At 63.0% G+C, this 20928-nt stretch carries 19 protein-coding genes; 15 read left to right on the top strand and 4 right to left on the bottom strand.

From position 1 onward, the window contains the following. Positions 1 to 253: 253 nt before the first annotated feature. The 3 genes from AC1D0I_RS26870 to AC1D0I_RS26860 all read left to right on the top strand — a co-directional run bounded on the left by AC1D0I_RS26870 (position 254) and on the right by AC1D0I_RS26860 (position 4372). The gene (locus AC1D0I_RS26870) at positions 254 to 1531 is read left to right on the top strand and encodes an OmpP1/FadL family transporter (protein ID WP_477398904.1); all 1278 of its coding nucleotides are present in this window, start codon (positions 254 to 256) and stop codon (positions 1529 to 1531) included. A gap of 290 nt (positions 1532 to 1821) precedes the next feature. Beyond that, on the top strand, positions 1822 to 3546 hold the full coding sequence (gene ilvD, locus AC1D0I_RS26865; RefSeq protein ID WP_477398902.1) for a dihydroxy-acid dehydratase: 1725 nt from the start codon (positions 1822 to 1824) through the stop codon (positions 3544 to 3546). After that, positions 3533 to 4372: a tetratricopeptide repeat protein gene (locus AC1D0I_RS26860; protein WP_095087686.1), complete on the top strand. Its 840-nt coding sequence runs from the start codon at positions 3533 to 3535 to the stop codon at positions 4370 to 4372. The genes ilvD and AC1D0I_RS26860 overlap by 14 nt, the downstream gene beginning before the upstream one ends. Positions 4373 to 4414: 42 nt before the next feature. Here AC1D0I_RS26860 and AC1D0I_RS26855 read toward each other — a convergent pair whose 3' ends face one another. From AC1D0I_RS26855 to erpA, 4 genes are all read right to left on the bottom strand, one after another. Further along, on the bottom strand, positions 4415 to 4732 hold the full coding sequence (locus AC1D0I_RS26855; RefSeq protein WP_477398900.1) for a hypothetical protein: 318 nt from the start codon (positions 4730 to 4732) through the stop codon (positions 4415 to 4417). 90 nt (positions 4733 to 4822) lie between these two features. Beyond that, on the bottom strand, positions 4823 to 5617 hold the full coding sequence (gene xth, locus AC1D0I_RS26850) for an exodeoxyribonuclease III (protein WP_095087687.1): 795 nt from the start codon (positions 5615 to 5617) through the stop codon (positions 4823 to 4825). Continuing rightward, on the bottom strand, positions 5614 to 6030 hold the full coding sequence (locus AC1D0I_RS26845; protein ID WP_477398898.1) for a VOC family protein: 417 nt from the start codon (positions 6028 to 6030) through the stop codon (positions 5614 to 5616). Before AC1D0I_RS26845 ends, xth begins: the two co-directional genes overlap by 4 nt. Before the next feature lie 2 nt (positions 6031 to 6032). Further along, positions 6033 to 6380, bottom strand: a complete 348-nt coding sequence (gene erpA, locus AC1D0I_RS26840; RefSeq protein WP_027024881.1) for an iron-sulfur cluster insertion protein ErpA — start codon at positions 6378 to 6380, stop codon at positions 6033 to 6035. An 86-nt stretch (positions 6381 to 6466) separates the two neighbouring features. Between erpA and AC1D0I_RS26835 the strand changes: the two genes are divergently transcribed. From AC1D0I_RS26835 to AC1D0I_RS26780, 12 genes are all read left to right on the top strand, one after another. Beyond that, positions 6467 to 7681, top strand: coding sequence for a deoxyguanosinetriphosphate triphosphohydrolase (locus AC1D0I_RS26835; protein WP_477398896.1), 1215 nt, complete (start codon positions 6467 to 6469; stop codon positions 7679 to 7681). 63 nt (positions 7682 to 7744) lie between these two features. Continuing rightward, a complete protein-coding gene (gene argS / locus AC1D0I_RS26830) occupies positions 7745 to 9502 on the top strand; it encodes an arginine--tRNA ligase (protein ID WP_477398894.1) in 1758 nt (585 codons plus the stop codon). Between the two features lie 103 nt (positions 9503 to 9605). Further along, on the top strand, positions 9606 to 12986 hold the full coding sequence (locus tag AC1D0I_RS26825) for an SPOR domain-containing protein (RefSeq protein WP_477398892.1): 3381 nt from the start codon (positions 9606 to 9608) through the stop codon (positions 12984 to 12986). 133 nt (positions 12987 to 13119) lie between these two features. Beyond that, complete coding sequence (gene nagZ / locus AC1D0I_RS26820) at positions 13120 to 14139, top strand: beta-N-acetylhexosaminidase (protein ID WP_477398890.1); 1020 nt, start codon at positions 13120 to 13122, stop codon at positions 14137 to 14139. Positions 14140 to 14199: 60 nt separating this feature from the next. Continuing rightward, a complete protein-coding gene (locus tag AC1D0I_RS26815; protein WP_095088090.1) occupies positions 14200 to 15000 on the top strand; it encodes a segregation and condensation protein A in 801 nt (266 codons plus the stop codon). Next, entirely contained in the window at positions 14997 to 15761 is a 765-nt protein-coding gene (gene scpB / locus AC1D0I_RS26810; protein WP_477303925.1) for an SMC-Scp complex subunit ScpB, read from the top strand. The genes AC1D0I_RS26815 and scpB overlap by 4 nt, the downstream gene beginning before the upstream one ends. A 169-nt stretch (positions 15762 to 15930) precedes the next feature. Beyond that, positions 15931 to 16152 (top strand): twin-arginine translocase TatA/TatE family subunit, encoded by a 222-nt coding sequence (locus AC1D0I_RS26805; RefSeq protein WP_095087696.1) that lies wholly within the window; start codon positions 15931 to 15933, stop codon positions 16150 to 16152. A gap of 29 nt (positions 16153 to 16181) precedes the next feature. Next, entirely contained in the window at positions 16182 to 16985 is an 804-nt protein-coding gene (tatB, locus tag AC1D0I_RS26800; protein ID WP_477398888.1) for a Sec-independent protein translocase protein TatB, read from the top strand. Then, positions 16982 to 17845: a twin-arginine translocase subunit TatC gene (gene tatC, locus AC1D0I_RS26795; RefSeq protein ID WP_095087699.1), complete on the top strand. Its 864-nt coding sequence runs from the start codon at positions 16982 to 16984 to the stop codon at positions 17843 to 17845. Before tatB ends, tatC begins: the two co-directional genes overlap by 4 nt. A 336-nt stretch (positions 17846 to 18181) precedes the next feature. Next, positions 18182 to 19486 (top strand): serine--tRNA ligase, encoded by a 1305-nt coding sequence (serS, locus tag AC1D0I_RS26790; RefSeq protein ID WP_477398886.1) that lies wholly within the window; start codon positions 18182 to 18184, stop codon positions 19484 to 19486. Beyond that, positions 19486 to 20244: a 5'/3'-nucleotidase SurE gene (surE, locus tag AC1D0I_RS26785; RefSeq protein WP_095087702.1), complete on the top strand. Its 759-nt coding sequence runs from the start codon at positions 19486 to 19488 to the stop codon at positions 20242 to 20244. Before serS ends, surE begins: the two co-directional genes overlap by 1 nt. Beyond that, positions 20241 to 20900, top strand: coding sequence for a protein-L-isoaspartate(D-aspartate) O-methyltransferase (locus AC1D0I_RS26780; RefSeq protein WP_477398884.1), 660 nt, complete (start codon positions 20241 to 20243; stop codon positions 20898 to 20900). The genes surE and AC1D0I_RS26780 overlap by 4 nt, the downstream gene beginning before the upstream one ends. The last annotated feature ends 28 nt before the right edge of the window (positions 20901 to 20928 follow it).

Below are 20928 nucleotides of genomic sequence, written 5' to 3'. Positions count from 1 at the left end.
ATTGTTGCCATAATGTAACAATGGGGCCCTGAATCCCCAAAAACATATATTTTTGAGCCTTTTGGGCGGATTTTTCTCGCGTTTTGAGGGCGGCACACACTCCGGATGCGGTTTTTTGGCCTAACGGCAGTGGCTTGTTTTGTGTCGAAAATGCGCTTGGCGAACATGTACATGTACGCCCCAGGAATTCGTTATTGCACCGTTAACCTGAATTGGTTCTAGCTTGCCGCACTCGAATTCGGGGAGGACATTCATGACTATTTTGCGACATAAAGCACTGCTGGGGGCGGGGTGCTTTTCGCTGGCTTTGATCGGGACGGCGTTGAACTCGGCGCATGCTGGCGGCCTGGAGCGCGGCGGCTACGACATCGACTTGCTGTTCGATCCGGCGCAGGTCACAGGCGAGCTTTCCGGCACCTATGTGATGCCGCAACGAGACCTGAAGAATGCAACGGATACGGATCCATCTGACGGCAATCTCAATGCGCTGGGCAAATCCAGCACGGCGCGCGATACCGAAAGCTATTGGGTGCCCTACGGCGGCATCAAGATCGGCATGGGACCGGTCGATTGCCTGGGCGACTACTCCCAGCCAATCGGTGCATTCAGCAATCCTGGTGCGAACTGGGCGGGTGCACAAAGCAATGTCGAGACGAAGGTAGAGAGCAAAGCCTTCAGCGCGACCTGTTCTTACAAAATGGACCTCAGCAAAGGTCAGTTTCGCTTCATCGGCGGCGTGTTCCATGAGGACGTCTCGGGTTTCAAGGAACAGTTGGTTGCTCCCATTCCCGCCTTTCTCGGCACAGGCATTGGCCGCCTTGATCTCCAAGGAGATGGATGGGGATGGCGTGCCGGTGTCGCCTATGAGATCCCGGACATCGCCTTGCGCGCCAGCCTGGTCTACAATTCGTCGGTCAAGCTCGACAATTTGAGTGGAACGCTTGATTTGACCCAGGTGCCTGGGCTTATCAATCCCGCAAATCCGCTTCTGGGCAACGTCACTGACGTCTATGGTTCCTCGCAGGTTCCGGACTCTGTTGAACTCAAGCTTCAGTCAGGCATCGCTCCCGGCTGGTTGGCGTTTGGATCCATCAAATGGGTGAATTGGAGCGATCTGCAGAGCATCCCGTTCTGCCCGACCTCGACCCAGGGGCTCATTGCCTGCACGACGACCAGCCCTGTGCGCGCCACCTCGCTTGATTTGCTCTATCGCGATGGTTGGACGGTTTCCGGCGGCATCGGCCACAAATTCAATGATCAGTGGAGCGGGGCGGCGGTTCTCACCTGGGATCGTGGTACGACCACCGGCCTGAGCGCGCAGACCGACACCTGGACGGTGAGCGGCGGCGTGGCCTACACGCCGACCCAGAACATCGAAGTTCGTCTCGGTGGCGCGCTGGGCGTGCTTACCAGCGGATCGATCCATTCGGTCGTCGGCAGTGACGGCGTTACCTACGGTACCGAATACACCGCAGACTTTGGCAATGATCTTGTTTCGGCGATCTCCACTTCCTTGAAGGTCAAGTGGTAACCATCTGAAGTGAAAATAAAAAAGGCCGGGCATTGCCCGACTTTTTTTGTTTGGGCCAGCGCCGTTTGGGCCCTGGCATCAAAGCTGCGTTGCAGATAAGCCGCAGCGCTTTCGCCTCGTGCGATTGTGACGTTTTGGCAACACTTTCTGAACAACCCCTGCGCTAGAAGTCAGGCTAGGGAAATTGCCCATTTCCCGCCATAAACCCGGCGCACCTCGATCTTGTCTCGGGACACGCGCCAAAAGGCTCGGCGATGGGGCAGGCCGCACCGCCCGCGGCAAGGAAGAGTATGGACGCCAAAGTTATTTCCAAGGCCAAGCTCCCGAGCCGCCATGTGACTGTCGGTCCGGCGCGTGCACCGCACCGTTCCTATCTCTATGCGATGGGATTGTCGGCGGCCGAGATTGCGCAGCCGCTCGTCGGCGTCGCGTCCTGCTGGAACGAGGCGGCGCCCTGCAACATTTCGCTGATGCGCCAGGCGCAAGTGGTCAAGAAGGGCGTCGCGGCCGCCAACGGTACGCCGCGCGAATTCTGCACCATCACCGTTACCGACGGCATCGCCATGGGCCACCAGGGCATGAAGTCGTCGCTGGTGTCGCGCGAGGTCATCGCCGATTCAGTCGAACTCACCATGCGCGGCCACTGCTACGATGCGCTGGTTGGCCTGGCCGGCTGCGACAAGTCGCTGCCCGGCATGATGATGGCCATGGTGCGTCTCAACGTGCCATCGATCTTCATCTATGGCGGCTCGATCCTGCCCGGCAGCTATCGCGGCCGCCAGATCACCGTGCAGGACGTGTTCGAGGCGGTCGGCCAGCACTCGGTAGGCACGATCAGTGACACCGAACTGCTTGAGATCGAGCAGGCGGCCTGTCCGTCGGCCGGCTCCTGCGGCGCCCAGTTCACCGCCAACACCATGGCCACCGTCGCCGAGGCGATCGGCTTGGCGCTGCCCTATTCCTGCGGCGCGCCGGCGCCCTACGAGATGCGCGACCGTTTCAACTTCGCCTCGGGCGAAAAGATCATGGAACTGATCGCCAAGAATATCCGGCCGCGCGACATCGTCACGCTGAAGGCGCTGGAAAATGCGGCGACCGTGGTTTCGGCCACCGGCGGCTCGACCAACGCTGCACTTCACCTGCCCGCGATCGCCCACGAGGCCGGCATCAAGTTCGACCTGTTCGACGTGGCGAAAATCTTTGAGAAGACGCCCTACATCGCCGACCTCAAGCCAGGCGGCAAATATGTCGCCAAGGACATGTTCGAGGCCGGCGGCATTCCGCTCCTGATGAAGACGCTGCTCGACCACGGCTATTTGCATGGCGACTGCATGACGGTGACCGGCCGTACTTTGGCCGAAAATATGGAGCACGTTGCCTGGAATGAACATCAGGATGTGGTCCGCCCGGCCAACACACCCATTACCCAAACCGGCGGTGTCGTGGGGTTGAAGGGAAACCTCGCCCCCGAAGGCGCGATCGTGAAGGTTGCAGGCATGTCGGAGCTGAAGTTCTCCGGCCCGGCGCGCTGCTTCGATTCGGAAGAGGAATGTTTCGAAGCGGTGACGCAGCGAGATTACAGGGAAGGCGAGGTGCTCGTCATCCGTTACGAGGGGCCGCGCGGCGGCCCAGGCATGCGCGAGATGCTGTCGACGACGGCAGCCCTCTACGGTCAGGGCATGGGCGGCAAGGTGGCGCTGATCACCGACGGGCGCTTTTCGGGCGCGACGCGCGGTTTCTGCATCGGCCATGTCGGGCCTGAGGCAGCGGTGGGCGGCCCCATCGGGCTGCTTAGGGATGGTGACGTAATCTCGATCGACGCGGTGAACGGCACGATCGACGTGGCGTTGTCCGATAGCGAACTGGCGGCGAGGGCAAAGACCTGGAAGGCGCGCACGACCGACTATCAGTCGGGCGCGATATGGAAATATGCACAGACGGTTGGGTCGGCGCGCGATGGCGCGGTCACCCATCCGGGCGGTGCGAAAGAAACACATTGTTATGCGGACATCTGAGTTGTTGAGGTCGTCTGTCTTTTCGGCACTGGTCGTGTTCGCCACTTTTGGCGCGACCTTTGGCGCCGTGGGCCAGGCCATGGCCTTTGACGACAAGGTGTTCGACGACAAGACCGGCGTGAAGCCGCAATCCAGCCCATGGGCGGTGTTCCAATTCGGCTTTTCCGCCTACAAGAACGGCCACAAGGAACAGGCCGCCGAGGCCTATAAATACGCCGCCGAGAACGGCCAGATCGGCGCCACTTGGAAGCTTGCCCGCATGTATGCCGAGGGCGACGGCGTGGCGCGTGACGACTATGAGGCGTTCAAGTTCTTCTCGGAGATCGTCGACCAGGATGTCGAGCCCGGCTCGCCCGAGGAAAGCTATGTCTCGGACGCGCTGGTGGCGCTTGGCGATTATCTGCGCAAGGGCATTCCCGGCAGCCCGGTCACCGAGAACGAGGTGGCGGCCCAGGAATATTACATGCGCGCCGCCGCCAACTACCGCAATCCGAACGCACAGTTCGAGATGGGTCAGATGTTCCTGAAGGGCGAGGGCGGCGTGAAGGCCAGCGTCAAGCAGGCCGGACGCTGGTTCCAGCTTGCCGCCGAGAAGGGCCATGCCGGCGCTCAGGCGACGCTCGGCCATTTGTTGTTCCAGAGCGGCAAGATCGTGCGCGGCCTGGCGATGATGACGGCCGCGCTCGAACGCGCTTCGCCGGCCGACCAGCCGTGGATCCGCGGCATGCAGGAAGAGGCATTTGCCACCGCCGGCGAAGCCGACCGCCGCACCGCGATCTCGCTGGCCGATGACATCCTCACCAAGGGCGGCAGCGCGGACCAGTAGTCTCGCGGCTGCGCTGGCCTTACCAGAGGCGCTCGATTTTGATCAATTCTCGGTCGGTTCCGTCGGCACCATGCTGGGGGCCGGCGTTGAGATCGGTGTCACATGGAGATGCGGCGCCATCGTGTTCTCAGGACAGCTGTCCCCGACCTTGGTCCACGACGTGTTGTTGAGCACCATGTCGCAGCGGGCAAGATGGCTCTGGTCGGCGACCGTCAGGCAGGCGACCTGACCAACCGGATACGATTTTCCATTGGCAAGACATTCGGGGGCGGCGAAAGCCGGCACGACCGCGGCCATGGCAAATGCCAAGCCGATCGGACAAAGAACAATTCGAATGCTCATGGGAACCCCGGCCGCCATGATGATCCCCCATCATGCGCCGGAATGTGGCTATATGAGGTCAAACGCCTGCGTGCCCGGCGTCAGGGCCTGCTGGACAGGGGTACTCCGTCAGGCCGGCTGCAACGCGAGGTCGATCGCCACCGGCACGTGGTCGGACGGCTTTTCCCAGGCACGCACATGCTTTTCGATCGAGGCCGCCGAAAACCGGTTGGCGGCTTCCGGCGACAGCAGCAGATGGTCGATGCGGATGCCGTTATTCTTCTGCCAGGCGCCGGCCTGATAGTCCCAGAACGTGTAGGTGTCGGGCCTGTCGGTGACCGCGCGGACCGCCTCGGTGAAACCGAGATTGAGCAACCGGCGGAAGGCCTGCCGCGTCTGCGGCTGGAACAGCGCATCGCCCAGCCAGTTCTCCGGAAACCTGGCGTCGATCGGCTCGGGAATGACGTTGTAGTCGCCGGCCAGAACCAGTGCCTCTTCCAGCCTCAGCCGCTCCTGTGCCCAGCGCTCCAGCCGCTCCATCCAGGATAATTTGTAGGGGAACTTCTTATCGTCATCGATCGGATTGCCGTTCGGCAGATAGAGCGAGGCGATGCGCAGCGCGCCCTTGTCGGTCGAGAAAACGCCTTCGATGAAACGCGCCTGCTCGTCGGCATCGTCGCCAGGCAGACCTCTGGTAACTTCGTCGAAGCGCAGTTTCGACAGAATGGCGACACCGTTGAAGCCCTTCTGGCCGTGGGTCTCGACATTGTAGCCAAGCGCCTCGATCTCGGCGCGCGGGAACTGGTCGTCGAGCGTCTTGATCTCCTGCAGGCAAACGATGTCGGGCGCGCTCTCGGTCAGCCAGTGGGTCAGGTTGCCGATGCGGGCGCGCACGCCGTTGATGTTCCAGGTGACGATTTTCATGGCGGTCTCGATGCTGTTCTGTGGGGCTCTTGCGGCGGATGGCGTTCGACCAGGCCGATCGTATTGCCTGCCGGGTCCTTTAGAAAGGCCATCCATTCGCTTTCCCCTGCCGGACCGAACTGACCTTCGGTGTCGTTGTGCACGAGCGTCGGCGGCGCGGTGAACGGGACGCCCGCCGCTTTTGCCTCGGCATGGAAATGGTCGAGGCCCGACATGTCGAGATAGACGGTTCCCGCCGGTACGCCGTCGGTGAACAGCAAGCGCACATCGCCGGCCATGATGAAGGCAATGCCCGGCGGATCGAAGCGCGCGTGCACGGCCATGCCGAGCACATCGCGCCAGAACGCCAGCGTTACGTCTAGGTCGCGTCCGGCGGACAGCGCGATCTGGCGGACCGCACCGATCGCGGACATTTCTATATGGAAAAGCTCGTGCCGCAGCCGCAGGAGGCGACGGCGTTCGGGTTCCGGATCTGGAACGACTGGCCCATCAGGTCGTCGACGAAGTCGATCACCGAGCCGCCCATATAGACCAGCGACAGATCATCGATCAGCACCGTGGCGCCATCCTTCTCGATGGCGACGTCGTCGTCGTTGCGCGTGTCGACCAGGTCGAACTTGTAGGAAAAGCCGGAACAACCACCGCCTTCGACCGAAACGCGCAGCGCCGTCTTGCCAGCTTCGCCAGAGACAATCTTGGCGATCCGCCTGGCGGCGGCCTCGGTCATGTCGACTTTCATGGCAGTCTTGGCATCCGCGCCCATGGGCGTCACCTTGCTTTCGGTTTCACATGATAGGTATGAAGCGCGAGCGGCCAAGTCAACTAGACCAATCAATTGCGGCATCGATCATGACCAACGAGTTGGGCGACATCGGATTCGGCTATCGGCCACGCGCCGCCTATGCCTGCGATCCGGCAAAGTCGCGCGGGCGGCTTTTCGATGAGGTCGAAAGCCCGACCCGCACGCCGTTCCAGCGCGATCGCGACCGCATCATTCATTCGACGGCGTTCCGGCGGCTGAAACACAAGACGCAGGTCTTCATCGCGCATGAAGGCGACCACTATCGCACACGTCTGACCCATTCGATCGAAGTGGCGCAGATCGCGCGGGCGCTGGCGCGGGCGTTGCGCGGCGACGAGGATCTCGCCGAAGCCGTGGCGCTGGTGCATGATTTCGGCCACACGCCCTTCGGCCACACCGGCGAGGACGCGCTGAACGAGAAGATGGCCGCCTGGGGCGGGTTCGACCACAATGCGCAATCGCTGCGCATCGTGACGAGGCTGGAGGCGCGCTACGCCGAATTCGACGGGCTCAACCTGACCTGGGAAACGCTGGAAGGCTTGGTCAAGCACAATGGACCGCTGACCGATGGCAATGGCCAGGGCCTGAAAGGGCCGGTGCCGCAGGCGATCCGCGATTATTCGGAGCTGCACGATCTCGAGCTGGACCGGTTTGCCGGCATCGAGGCGCAATGCGCGGCGATCGCCGACGATATCGCCTACAACACGCATGACATCGACGATGGTTTGCGGGCAGGGGTGCTGACGCTGGACATGCTGGAGACGGTCTCGCTGCCAGGAACGATCCTCAAGGGCGTGCGCGCCCGCTATCCGGCGCTCGATGACGTGCGCACCGGCCACGAACTGATGCGGCGCCAGATCACCGCCATGGTCGAGGATGTCATTGTTTCGACCTCTGCCAATCTGGACCGGATCAGGCCGCAGAGCGCGGACGCGGTGAGGACAGCCGGCGAGACGATGGTGACCTTTTCGACCGAAATGGCTGCGTTCGAGAAAGAACTGAAGGCCTTTCTCTACAAGCACCTCTACCGGCACGCGGAGGTGATGCGGGTGCGCGCCGACGCAGAGCAGATCGTCAGGGACCTGTTCGACGTCTATTTCGCCGACCCGCGCGCCATGCCGGACGGCTGGCGCGAGGGGCTCGATCGGGCCGACGATCGCATCAAGGCGCGCAGCGTGGCCGACTTCCTGGCCGGCATGACTGACACCTACGCGCTCAAGGAACATCGGCGTTTGTTTGACCGAACCCCGGATTTGAGCTAGGGCGGGCTCGATTTTGCCGGCCAACGAGCCGGATTCGCCACAAAGCCGCCAGAGCCAGTCCAAATGAACATCTTCGCCGATTTCACCGCGCGAATCATAAAAGCCGTCGAAGCGCTTGATCTAAAAGACAATGATGGCGTTTCGCCGGACCTGTCGCGCATTGCCGTCGAGCCGCCGCGCGACGCCAGCCATGGCGACCTGGCGACCAATGCGGCGATGGTGCTGGCCAAGCCGACCGGCCAGAATCCGCGCGCGCTGGCCGAAAGACTGGCGCAGGCGCTGCGTGGGGACAAGGACGTTGCCGCCGCCGAGGTCGCGGGGCCCGGCTTCGTCAATCTCAGGCTTCGGGACGGTTTCTGGCAGGCGCATCTGACCGCGCTGCTTGGCGAAGGCCGCAACTATGGCCGCTCGACGGTTGGTGGCGGCAGGAAAACCAATGTCGAATATGTCTCGGCCAATCCGACGGGCCCGATGCATGTCGGGCATTGCCGGGGCGCGGTGGTTGGCGATGCGCTCGCCAACCTGATGGCCTTCGCCGGCTACGACGTGACCAAGGAATACGTCATAAACGATGCCGGCTCGCAGATCGACGTGCTCGGCCGTTCGGCTATGCTGCGCTATCGCGAGGCGCTCGGCGACGATGTCGGCGAGATTCCGGCAGGACTTTATCCCGGCGATTACCTGGTTCCTGTCGGCGAGGCGCTGGCCAGGGAGTTTGGCCGCTCGTTGCTGGAGATGCCGGATGACGAGGCGCTGGCCATCGTCAAGGACCGCACCATCGATGCGATGATGGCGATGATCCGCGATGATCTGGCGATGCTCAACGTGCATCACGACGTGTTCTTCTCCGAACGCACGCTGCACGCCGACCACGCCAAGAAGATCCGCTCGGCGATCAGCGACCTGACGTTGAAGGGGCACATCTACAAGGGCAAGCTGCCGCCACCCAAGGGCGAGAAGCCCGACGATTGGGAGGATCGCGAGCAGACGCTGTTCCGTTCGACTGCGGTCGGCGACGACATGGACCGGGCGCTGGTCAAGTCCGATGGCTCGTTCACCTATTTCGCCGCCGACGTCGCCTATCTCAAGGACAAGATCGATCGCGGCTTCGTCGACCTGATCTATGTGCTCGGCGCCGACCATGGTGGTTATGTCAAGCGGCTGGAGGCATTGGCGCGCGCGATTGCCGGCGACAGGGTGAAGCTTACCGTGCTGCTTTGCCAATTGGTGAAGCTGTTTCGCGAGGGCGAGCCTGTGCGCATGTCGAAGCGGTCGGGTGATTTCGTGACGCTGCGCGAAGTGGTGGAGGAGGTCGGCCGCGACGCGATCCGCTTCATGATGCTCTACCGCAAGAACGATGCGCCGCTCGATTTCGACTTCGCCAAGGTGACCGAGCAGTCCAAGGACAATCCGGTGTTCTATGTGCAGTACGCCTCGGCCCGCTGCYATTCGGTATTCCGGCAGGCAAGCGAGCAACTGGGCGAGGCCAATTTCGACCGCAACAGCCTGGCGTCCGCCGTAACTATGCTGACCGACGAGGGCGAGATCGGCCTGATCCGCAAGCTCGCAGAATATCCGCGCTTGATCGAGTCGGCGGCACTTGCGCTGGAGCCCCACAGGCTGGCATTTTACCTTTATGATCTGGCTTCTAGTTTCCACGGACACTGGAACCGTGGCACAGAAAATCCAGACTTACGTTTTGTTAAGGTTAACGACCGACAATTGACGCATGCCAGACTAGGGCTGGTGCAGGCTGTCTCGGACGTTCTGACGTCCGGCCTGACGTTGATCGGAGCCGCCGCGCCCACCGAAATGCGTTAGGTTTGACTAAAAAACCTGTCACCTTTTGCCCACATTGCGCTGGTAAGGGCCAACCCTACGCGACGTCCATGGCGTCCGAATGAGTGCGAGTTCGGGAACAATAATGGCAGACAGAACCCAGCTGAGAGTAGCCGATAACAACGACATCGTTGATGATGATCCGTTCGCGGAACTGACCAGGATCATGGGATTCGACCCGCGCCAGCCGGTCAAGCCGCAAGCGCCCGTCCAGCCGAAAGCGCCCGTCGCCGATCAGCCGGCGCAAGAGGACGATTTCGAAATCGATCTCGAGAAGGAACTGATGGGCGAGTTCGGCGCTGACGACAGCGACGCCGCTCCAGTCGCCGAGGCGCATGAGCCGACAGCCGAGGCCAGCGCGATGGCCGACGATCTTGCGATGTCGCTCGACGACGATTTCCACCTGGACATGGCGGATCTCGACTACCACGCACCGGTCGCCAACCATGCGGATGTCGCCAGCCATGCCGATTTGGACGCTGCCGAAACCGCGCCAGCCATAGAGCCGGCTTTCGATTCTGATCTCGACAATGCCGTCGCCAGTTCCCTCGAAGACGTTTCGCCCTTCGAGGACGACCAGCCGATTGAGGATGAGCTTGCCGCGTCGCTCGATCAGGACTTCCGGATTGACGACGAAGCCGACGAAGTTCGGTACGCCGCCGCCATTGCCGACGCGCCTGCTGCAGTCGAGCCTGCTGCTGTTGGGCCGGCCTCCGATCCTGAATTCGACGATGCGATCTCGCTCGAAGACGAGCTGATACTCGACGACCGTTGGGCCGTGGAGCAGTCCGACGCGGCTGCTGAACCGGCGGCTTCGGAACCTGTCGAGTACGCCATGCCGGCGCAAGCGACTGCGCGTGACGCCCAGGCAATCTCTAGCGAGGATTTTGCCGGTCATTTCGACGACGCCATGGCTGATGTCGATATGGATTTTGACAGTCGTGATGAGCCGGTCGCCTTCCAGGAGCCGGAAGCGCATGATGTGCTTGCCGATACCGCGGACGCGAAGGGCGAGATTTCCGACCCTGAAGGCTCGCTGGACGATGGGTTCGACCTGAACCTGGACGACTCGTTTGCCGAAACGGCTGAAGAGCCGGTCGCCGTGGTTGCCGCCGCTGCGGTCCAGCCGCTGGCGCCAGCCGCCGTTGCGGCCGAGCCGGTAGATTCGCTGATCGCGGATGAACGAAGCCTGGAAGACGAGTTGAATGCGCTGCTGGGTGCCATGACCGCGCGCCCGATGCCGGTGGCCAGGGAGCCCGTCGTGGCTCGGCCGGTCGTCGTCGCCGCTCAACCGCCCGTCGCCGCAGTTGCAGAGACCACTGAGGAGCCGGCCGATCTCGCCGACCTCGAATGGGATATCGACGGACACGCGCCTGAGGAGCAGCACCGCCTTGAAGCTGTCCAGGTCGCCGATTCGGATCTCGACGTTCTACAGCTCGATGACCTGCAGGAGCAGGATCAGCGCTCGCATGTCACCGCGCAAGGCGATGTCGATTTCGACGATGATGCGTTCGACGCGGCTTTGGCGAACAGCTTGGATTCGCGCGACGCAGCCGCTTCTCGGCACGATCAGGACGATTCTCATGATTGGCTGGCGGAACGCTCCGAGCCGACGGAGCCGACCCGTTCGTGGAGCCGCGTGACGCCGGTTCCGCAGCAGCCGGCATTTAATGCTCAGCCGACGGCTTCGATAACACCCTGGGCCGCGGCGCCGGCAGTCGCCGCAGTGCCGTCCTACCGTTCGAGCGAGCCGGTCGAGACCGTCGCCCCTGCAGCCCCTGTATCCGTGCCGCAACCGCGACAGTCCTCGCACTACGAAGACATGCCCGATGTCGAGACGATCGACGTGCCCGAGCGTGTCGTGGCGTTGGCGGACGATCTCGACATCCCGGAACTGCACTTCGAGGAAGACAAGCCGGCGACGCCTGCCTATGACGATCTCGACGCGGAATTCTCCAGCCTTCTCACCGAGATGAATTCGGTGGAGGTCGCTCCTGCTCCCGCAAGCAGTGCCGCTTATAGCGATGAATCCCACAATGCCGGCTATGAGGAACCCAAGTCGGCCTATGACGGGGTCAAGCCGGGCTATGACGGGGTCAATCCGGCCTATCAGCCGGAAGCGCGGACCTATGCCGCGAGGCCGGCCGAAATGCCTGCCCGTGCGACAGCGTCGGCAGGCTATGCGGATGCCGCTGGCTTCGACCTCAACAATCTGCCCGGCAGCCAGCCGGTTTCACAGGCGGACGATTTCACCGTCGACGAACTGGACTACGATCCCGAACTGGATGAGGCTATGGCTGTTCCGGGTCTCGGCGAGCGGGAGGCCGCGAGGCCCTCGCGCCGACGTGGCCTGTTCGTTGCAGCTGTTGTCGGCGCGGTGGCGGTGGCTGGCGGCCTCGGTGCCTTTGCGCTGTCTTTCGGCGGCAAGGGCGGCAGCGATGCACCGGTGATCGTCAAGGCCGACAACGCGCCGATCAAGGTCAAGCCGGAAAATCCGGGCGGCACAGTGGTGCCGAACCAGGACAACAAGGTTTACGACGCGGTGGTCAAGGGGACCAAGCCCGCCGAGCCTGTCCAGGATAAACTGGTCACCAACGTCGAAGAGCCGGTGGATGTGCAGGCCAAGGATCCCGCCCGCGCGATCGATCTTTCCGCCGACCAGAACGCCGCGGCAACTGCAGCGGACGACGGCAACGCCGCGCCGGTCGCCAATGCCGCGCCGGCCGCCAGCGCGGCACCGGCCGATAACGCGGCGCCGGCACCGAAATCCGAAGATCGCATCGCGCAGGTGCTGCAGGAGGCCGACAAGGGCACCAACGCCGATGTCGTCGCCGTTGCGCCGCGCAAGGTGAGGACCATGGTGGTCAAGTCAGACGGTTCGCTGGTGCCGCGTGAGGATCCGGCGCCTGCGGCACCGCAAGTGGCGGCCGCTGAGCCGGCCGACCCGGCGCCGCAGCAAGTGACCCCGTCGTCCCAGGCCGATGCCGACCAGACCGGCACCGTGACGCCCGCCACCGCCCAGGCAGAAGACGAGTCGGCCCTCAAGCCGGCAGCCAAACCGGCCGCGGCGCCTAAGGCCGAGGCCAAGGCCCAATCGGCAAACACGCCTGCCAAGGTTCCGGTCGCGCCGCAGCGCCCGTCCGACCAGCCGGTTGATGTCGTCGGCGAGGTCAAGCCCGACCAGGTTGCATCCATCGATCCGGGATCAACCGCGACCGGCGGTGGTTCGTGGTCGATGCAGATCGCTTCGCAGCCGACGGTCGAAAGCGCCCAGTCCAGCTACCAGGATCTGCAGCGCCGCTACGGCAGCGTGCTTTCCGGCCGCACCGCCAACATCGTCAAGGCGGAGATTGCCGGCAAGGGCACGTTCTACCGTGTGCGCGTTCCGGCGAAGTCGCGCAACGACGCGATCAACCTGTGCACCAGCTACAAGGCTGCCGGCGGCAATTGCTTCGTCTCGCGCTAGCAATTGAAGTCAACCAATCAAAGCCGGCGCGGTCTCAGACCGCGCCGGCTTTTTCATGTGGATGAGATCTGTCTTCAAGCGCATGCGGCGGGGGACGATTCCCTTTGACCGCGCGAAGCCCTAAACTCCCGTCATGACCGAATCAAAATCCATGATCCTCGGCTGTGCCGGGAAATCGCTCACTCGCGAAGAAATCAATTTCTATCGCAACGAATGCCCGTGGGCCTTCATCCTGTTTGCGCGCAACATCGGCGAGACCGAACAGATCCGCGATCTGGTCGCCGAGATGCGCGACTGTATCGGGCGTCCGGACGCGCTGGTGTTCATCGACCAGGAAGGCGGCCGGGTGCAACGCCTGCGGCCGCCATTGGCGCCGAACTATCCGGCCGGTGGCGCGCTTGGCGCGCTGTGGCGCGACGATCACGATGCCGGCGCCCGCGCGGCCTGGCTGATGGCGCGGCTGCATGCGTTCGACCTGCTGCGCTACGGAATCACGGCGGATTGCCTGCCGGTGCTCGACGTGCCGATCGAAGGCGCCAGCGACGTCATCGGCGCGCGTGCCTATGGCAAGGAGCCGCGACCGGTGATCGAACTCGGCCGTGCCGCCGCCGAAGGGCTGATGTCGGGCGGCGTGCTGCCTGTGATGAAGCATATTCCCGGCCATGGGCGCGCCCTTGCCGACACGCATTTCGAATTGCCGACTGTGAATGCGTCGCTCAGCGATCTGCAACGGCATGATTTCGCCCCGTTCCGGGAGCTCAACCATCTGCCCATGGCGATGACGGCGCATGTCGTCTACAGCGCCATCGACCCGAAGAACCCGGCGACGACTTCCGGCAAGGTCATCGACGAGATCATCCGTCGTGAAATCGGCTTCGACGGGCTGCTGATGAGCGACGACACCTCGATGAAGGCACTTTCTGGGGATTTCCCGACAAAGGCGGCGTCGATCCTTGCGGCGGGCTGCGATCTGGTCCTTCACTGCAACGGTGTTTTCGAGGAAATGGCCGGCATAGCGTCGCGCACCACGGGGCTTGAGGGCAAGTCGCTGGAGCGCGCAAGACGGGCGCTGACCTATATCAAGAAACACGACGCGGCTGAAGAAACCGAGATACGCGCAGAATTCGCCACCTATTTCGATGCGGTGGCCTGACAAAGGAAGCGAGAGAGAGTGGCGGAAACATTGGAAAGCAAGGCCGCGAAGGCCGCACCGATGGACCGTCTGTGGGCCGAGAACGACGATTCCCGCGTCACCGGCGATCCGTCGCTGGTCGTCGACGTGGCCGGCTTCGAAGGTCCTCTCGATCTTCTGCTGCATCTGGCCCGCACCCAGAAGGTCGACTTGGCGCGGATCTCGATCCTGGCGTTGGTCGAGCAATATCTGACCTTTGTCGAGACGGCGAGGGCGCTCAGGCTCGAGCTTGCCGCGGACTATCTGGTGATGGCGGCGTGGCTGGCCTTCCTCAAATCGAAACTGCTCATCCCCAAGCAGCCTGGCGACGAGGGCGAAAGCGGCGAGGAACTGGCGGCGGTGCTGCAGTTCCGGCTGAAGCGGCTGGAGGCGATGCGCGACGCCTCGGCGCGCCTGGTCAACCGCAACCGGCTCGGCCGCGACGTGTTTGCGCGCGGCATGCCGGAAATGGTCATCGTCGAAAAGCGCAACGCCTATTCGGCCTCGCTCTACGATCTCCTGACCGCCTACGCCCAGCAGCGGCAGAAGCAGGCGATCAACAATGTGACGATCGCCAGGCGCGGTGTCTGGTCGCTCAAGGACGCGCGCGACATCCTGACCCGGCTGGTCGGTGCGGTGCGCGACTGGACGGCGCTGGAGAGTTTTCTGATCGAATACATGACCAGTCCCGAGGAGCGGCGGACGGCGATCGCCAGCTCGTTCGCGGCCACGCTGGAACTGGTGCGCGAAGGCAAGATGGACATGCGGCAGGATGACGTGTTCGCGCCGATCTACCTGCGCGGCCGCGCACAGGCAATCAAGGCAGTCGAGGTGGCATCATGAGCGAGCGCGCCAACGCTTCGGTTATCCCGTTCAAGGTCGATGACGAAACGGAAGGGGAGTTGTTTCCCCAGGAACCAGCCGAGCAGGTCCAGAACCCGGCCGAGCGCCTCTATATGGCGGAAGCCGTGCGCATGGCGGAGGCTATCGTGTTCGCCAGCGCTGAGCCGGTCAGCGAAAAGCAGCTGGCGGCGCGCCTTCCAGATGGCATCAACATCGCCGTCGCGATGGCCGACCTGCAGCAGATCTATGCGCGGCGCGGTGTCAATCTGGTGCGCGTCGGCGACGCCTGGGCATTTCGCACCGCAGGTGACCTGGCCTTCCTGATGAGCCGCGACACGGTGCAGCAGCGCAAGCTGTCGCGCGCGGCGCTCGAAGTGCTGGCGATCATCGCCTACCACCAGCCGGTGACGCGCGCCGAGATCGAGGACATCAGGGGCGTCGAGACCTCGAAAGGCACGCTCGACACGCTGCTGGAAACGGAATGGGTGCGCATGCGCGGCCGGCGCAAAACACCGGGACGCCCTGTCACCTATGGCACGACCGAGACCTTCCTCGACCATTTCGCGCTGGAGGAAATCCGCGATCTTCCCGGCATGGAGGAACTGAAAGGGGCAGGRCTGCTTTCGGGCCGCATGCCGTCGAATTTCTCCATTCCACAGCCGCCGGCCGATCCCGATGCGCTGGCCGACGACGAGGATGCGCTGACCGACATCGACCTCGAGGAACTCGGCCTGCTGACGCCGCGCGTCACGGAAGATTGACTGGCAATCGCGGCCAATCTGTCGAGGATGCGCGGATTCGTAGCGGGGCATCACGCCGAAAATGCGTGACATCCGCCACCCTTTCATAAACTCTGTCGCAGTTGTGTTTGAATCCCAACGCGAAAACGCATAGATCATCGCCAGGGAAAACATTCGAGAGAGATTTGCTATGGGTTCATTTTCGATTTGGCACTGGATGATCGTGCTCGTGATCGTGCTGCTGGTGTTCGGCCGCGGCAAGATTCCTGAGCTGATGGGTGACATGGCCAAGGGCATCAAGAGCTTCAAGAAGGGCATGGCGGACGACGACGTTGCCGAAGACAAGCGCACCGTCGAACACCGCGCCGACGAGACCGTTTCGGCCGCGAAGGAAAAAGCCAGCAAGAGCTGAGCCAAAGGTTCTAGTCGGAACAGAGTGCCATGTTTGAAGTCGGCTGGACCGAAATGCTGGTCATCGCGATCGTCATGATCGTGGTCGTCGGGCCCAAGGATTTGCCCAATATGCTGCGCACCTTCGGCCGCACGACGGCCAAGCTGCGTGCCATGGCGGCCGACTTCCAGAAGCAGTTCAACGAGGCGCTGAAGGAAGCCGAGCTCGACGACGTCAAGAAGTCGGTCGACGAGCTCAGGGGCCTCAGCCCAATGTCCGAGATCAGGAAGCAGCTCAATCCGTTCGAGCAGGCGGCGGCCGATGTGCGCTCAGGCGTCGACGCGGTGATGAAACCCAAGCCGGCAGACGATCCGACAGCGCCAGCCGCTTCGACGCCGCAGGCGGCCGAGCCGTTGAAGAACGGCGCGACGACCATGCCTGGCGTCAGCGGGCCGGAAGCCGCACCAGCAGCGCCGATCTTCCCGGCAATGACCGATGAATCGGTGGTGACGGCGTCAGTGCCGGCCGAACCGGTTGTCGCGGCGAAAGCGTCGGCGGTGAAGAAAGTGGCCAAGGCTGCGCCGGCAAAAGCGCCGGCTAAAGCGCCTGCCAACGTGTCGGCAAATGGCACTATGGCTTCCGCGCCGGCAAAGGCGGCGACCGCCAAGGCCGCACCTGCGTCCAAGGCGGCGGTAAAGCCTGAAAAGGCTGCAAAGCCCACTGCGGCCAAGACGGTCGCGACCAAGCCGATCGTTACCAAGCCAATCGTTACCAAGACTGGGACGAAAGCTGAACCGAAGCCTGCCGCGGCGAAGAAGCCGGCGGCCAAGAAGACGGCTGGAGCCGCCAAGTGAGCGTTTCGGACAAGGAAAGAGACGAGATCGAGAAATCGTCGGCGCCGCTGATGGAGCATCTGATCGAGCTGCGCCGGCGGCTGATCTGGTCGCTGGGCGGCTTCTTCGTCGCCTTCCTGGTCTGCTTCTTCTTCGCCAAGAGGCTTTTCAACCTTCTGGTCGTCCCGTTCAAATGGGCGACGAAGTGGGCCGGGCTCGATCCGCACAAGGTCGAGCTGATCTACACCGCCCCGCAGGAATTCTTCTTCACCCAGGTCAAGCTCGCCATGTTCGGCGGCATGGTCATCGCCTTTCCGCTGATCGCCACGCAGATCTACAAGTTCATCGCGCCCGGCCTCTACAAGAACGAACGCAACGCCTTCCTGCCGTTCCTGATCGCATCGCCGGTCCTGTTCCTGATGGGCGCATCGCTGGTTTATTTCTTCTTCACGCCGATGGTGATGTGGTTCTTCCTCGCCATGCAGCAGGCCGGCACCGACGATCAGGTGCAGATCTCGCTGCTGCCGAAAGTGTCGGAATATCTCAGCCTGATCATGACGTTGATCTTCTCCTTCGGCCTGGTGTTCCAGCTGCCGGTGGTGACCAGCCTGATGACGCGCGTCGGCATGCTGTCGTCCAAGGCGCTAGCCGAGAAGCGCAAATGGGCGATCGTCATTGCCTTCGTCGTCGCGGCGGTGCTGACGCCGCCCGACCCGATGAGCCAGATCGGCTTGGCCATTCCGACGATCCTGCTCTACGAGGTCTCCATCTGGGCTGCGCGGCTGATAGAACGCGATCAGGAAAAGCAGCGTGTGGCCCGCGAGAAGCAGGACGCGGCCGAAGAGGTAGCCGAGAAGCCGGCGGACGCGTCTTCCACATAGGCTATGGGGCTGCCCCCGCCGGGGGGCGGCGGGCTTGGCATCGATTGCCTTGTGACGGCAATTATGCTATAGATTTGGGCATGGTGCTGATTTGCGCCAACGACCCGCCGCAAGGCGGGTCTTTTATTTCCGGCTCTCGCGCCATCCCCGGTAAAGCGCGCTAAAGCGAGCTCGAAGCCCTGGCTTGATCACGCCTGATCTTGCATCGATCAACGATGCGGTTTACGCCCTCTGGCTGAAACGCATCGCCATCGTGGCGATGCGTTTCAGTTTTGTTTGAAGCATGTCAACCGCTGCGCACTTTTGGGCGACATGCTACCCAGGAGCGTTCAAACCATGCTTGACATCAAATGGATTCGCGACAACCCGAAGGCCCTTGTCGAGGCGCTGGTGAAGCGCTCGTGRTCGGCCGGTGAGGCGCAGTCCACAGTCGACGGGCTGATCGCCTCGGACGAGGCGCGGCGGGAACACGTCACCGAGCTGCAGACCAAGCAGGAGCGCCGCAACGCCGCCTCGAAGGAGATCGGCAACGCCATGCGTTCGGGCGACGCGGCGCTTGCCGAAAGGCTGAAAGCCGAAGTCGGCGAGATCAAGACCTTCATCCAGAATGGCGAGGCGCGCGAACGCGAGCTCGACAAGGCGCTGAACGATGCGCTGGCGGTGCTGCCCAACGTGCCGTTCGACGATGTGCCGGTCGGCAAGGACGAGCACGACAATGTCGTCAAGCATATCGTCGGCAAGCTGCCGACGCGTCCGAACTGGGTGAAGGAGCATTTCGAGATCGGCGAAGCGCTCGGCATGATGGATTTCGAGCGCGCGGCGAAGCTTTCAGGGTCGCGCTTCACGGTGCTGAAGAGCGGACTGGCGCGGATGGAACGGGCTCTCGGCCAGTTCATGCTCGACCTGCACACGACCGAGCATGGCTATGAGGAAGTCATCCCGCCATTGATGGTCAAGGACGACGTTCTTTTCGGCACCAACCAGTTGCCGAAATTCGAAGAGGATCTGTTCTTCACGGCGCACGGTGAGGGCAGGCTTGGCCTGATCCCCACAGCCGAAGTGCCTCTCACCAATCTCGTGCGCGAAGAAATCACAGCGCATGAAAAACTGCCGCTGCGCTATACCGCGCTGACGCCGTGCTTCCGGTCGGAGGCAGGTTCCGCCGGGCGCGACACGCGCGGCATGCTGCGCCAGCACCAGTTCTACAAGGTCGAACTGGTGTCGATCACCGACCAGGAATCGTCGCTCGCCGAGCACGAGCGGATGACGCAATGCGCCGAGGAAGTGCTGAAGCGGCTCGGGCTGCCGTTCCGCACCATGACGCTGTGCACCGGCGACATGGGCTTTGGCGCGCGCAAGACCTATGACATCGAAGTCTGGCTGCCCGGCCAGAACGCCTATCGCGAGATCTCGTCCTGCTCGGTGTGCGGCGATTTCCAGGCGCGCCGCATGGACGCCCGCTACAAGGACAAGGACGGCAAGGGCAACCGCTTCGTCCATACGCTCAACGGTTCGGGCACCGCGGTCGGCCGCGCGCTCATAGCCGTCATCGAAAACTACCAGAATGAGGATGGCAGCGTAACCATTCCTGAAGCGCTGCGGCCTTACATGGGCGGCCGGGAAAAGATCGAATCGAAATAATGCGCATCCTGCTGACCAATGACGACGGCATTCACGCCGAGGGCTTGGCGTCGCTCGAACGGGTTGCGCGCACGCTGTCCGACGATGTCTGGGTGGTGGCGCCGGAGCAGGACCAGTCCGGCTATGCGCACTCGCTGTCGATCTCGGAGCCGCTGCGGTTGCGAAAGATCGGCGAGAAGCATTTTGCCGTGCGCGGCACGCCGACGGATTGCGTCATCATGGGCGTCAAGAAGATCCTGCCCGGCGCCCCCGACCTGATCCTGTCCGGCATCAATTCCGGCGCTAACATCGCCGACGACGTCACTTATTCGGGAACCGTCGCCGGCGCCATGGAGGGCGCGCTGCTCGGCATCCGCTCGATCGCGCTCAGCCAGGGCTACAGCTATGTCGGCGAGGATCGGGTCGTTCCCTACGAGACGACCGAAGCGCTGGCGCCGGCATTGCTGCAGAAACTGGTGGCGACGCCGCTGCCGGACGGGGTGCTGCTCAACGTCAATTTTCCGAACTGCCTCCCCGAAGAAGTTGCCGGTACGGTAGTGACCTCGCAAGGCAAGCTCGTGCACAGCCTGTGGGTCGACGAGCGCCGCGACGGGCGCGGCCTGCCTTACTACTGGCTGCGTTTCGGCCGCGAGCCGGTCGAAGGCAAGCGAGGCACCGACCTCCATGCCTTACGCAACAGGCTGGTGTCGGTGACGCCATTGCAGCTCGACCTCACCGCGCATGAAATCCGAGACCAACTGAGCAAGGCGCTTGCATGAACCAGGGCCTCCCAACCGACGACCGCGAAGGTTTTGCTGCCTTTCTGCTGCGTTTGCGCGGCAGGGGGACGGTGCCGAAGGCCCTGATCGCGGCCTTCGAGGCGACGCCGCGGCGCGGTTTCCTTGGCGCCCAGTACCATCCGATCGCCTGGTCGGACCGCATGCTGCCGATCGAATGCGGCGAGGCGATCGAAGGTGCCGACCTGCAGGCGGCGGTGATTTCAGCCCTTGCCATCGAGCAGGGCAACCGCGTGCTCGAGATCGGCACCGGCTCCGGCTACACGGCGGCGGTGATGTCGCGGCTGGCGGCGCGGGTCGTGACCGCCGACCGCTACAAGACGCTTGTCGAGCAGGCCAGGCAGCGCTTCGAGGCGCTCGGCATAGGCAATGTCATCGTGCGCCAGGCGGACGGATCTGGCGGCCTGCCGAATGAAGGGCCGTTCGATCGCATCGTCGCCTGGGCAGCCTTCGACAGCCTGCCGCGCTTCCTGCTCGACCAATTGTCGAGCGGCGGCATCGTCATCGCCCCGATCGGACCCGAAGAGGGCGAACAGGTGCTGGCCAAGCTGACCAAGGTCGGCAGCCGGTTCGAACGCGAAGACATCGGCCTCGTGCGCCTGCAGCCGATCCTGCGCAGCGTCGCCGCCGTCATTTAGGGTGATATTTCATGCGGCGCCGGCCTGT

This window comes from Mesorhizobium sp. P2_D1, from assembly GCF_056404455.1.
Note: the sequence above shows the minus strand (reverse complement) of the source record. Positions and strands in the feature narration are given on the sequence as shown.

Excerpts from the sequence above, each read along its gene's own strand:
- AC1D0I_RS26870 (WP_477398904.1), top strand. The coding sequence starts at position 254 with ATGACTATTTTGCGACATAAAGCACTGCTGGGGGCGGGGTGCTTTTCG.
- ilvD (WP_477398902.1), top strand. The coding sequence starts at position 1,822 with ATGGACGCCAAAGTTATTTCCAAGGCCAAGCTCCCGAGCCGCCATGTG.
- AC1D0I_RS26860 (WP_095087686.1), top strand. The coding sequence starts at position 3,533 with ATGCGGACATCTGAGTTGTTGAGGTCGTCTGTCTTTTCGGCACTGGTC.
- AC1D0I_RS26855 (WP_477398900.1), bottom strand. The coding sequence starts at position 4,732 with ATGGCGGCCGGGGTTCCCATGAGCATTCGAATTGTTCTTTGTCCGATC.
- xth (WP_095087687.1), bottom strand. The coding sequence starts at position 5,617 with ATGAAAATCGTCACCTGGAACATCAACGGCGTGCGCGCCCGCATCGGC.
- AC1D0I_RS26845 (WP_477398898.1), bottom strand. The coding sequence starts at position 6,030 with ATGTCCGCGATCGGTGCGGTCCGCCAGATCGCGCTGTCCGCCGGACGC.
- erpA (WP_027024881.1), bottom strand. The coding sequence starts at position 6,380 with ATGGGCGCGGATGCCAAGACTGCCATGAAAGTCGACATGACCGAGGCC.
- AC1D0I_RS26835 (WP_477398896.1), top strand. The coding sequence starts at position 6,467 with ATGACCAACGAGTTGGGCGACATCGGATTCGGCTATCGGCCACGCGCC.
- AC1D0I_RS26825 (WP_477398892.1), top strand. The coding sequence starts at position 9,606 with ATGGCAGACAGAACCCAGCTGAGAGTAGCCGATAACAACGACATCGTT.
- nagZ (WP_477398890.1), top strand. The coding sequence starts at position 13,120 with ATGACCGAATCAAAATCCATGATCCTCGGCTGTGCCGGGAAATCGCTC.
- AC1D0I_RS26815 (WP_095088090.1), top strand. The coding sequence starts at position 14,200 with ATGGACCGTCTGTGGGCCGAGAACGACGATTCCCGCGTCACCGGCGAT.
- AC1D0I_RS26805 (WP_095087696.1), top strand. The coding sequence starts at position 15,931 with ATGGGTTCATTTTCGATTTGGCACTGGATGATCGTGCTCGTGATCGTG.
- tatB (WP_477398888.1), top strand. The coding sequence starts at position 16,182 with ATGTTTGAAGTCGGCTGGACCGAAATGCTGGTCATCGCGATCGTCATG.
- surE (WP_095087702.1), top strand. The coding sequence starts at position 19,486 with ATGCGCATCCTGCTGACCAATGACGACGGCATTCACGCCGAGGGCTTG.
- AC1D0I_RS26780 (WP_477398884.1), top strand. The coding sequence starts at position 20,241 with ATGAACCAGGGCCTCCCAACCGACGACCGCGAAGGTTTTGCTGCCTTT.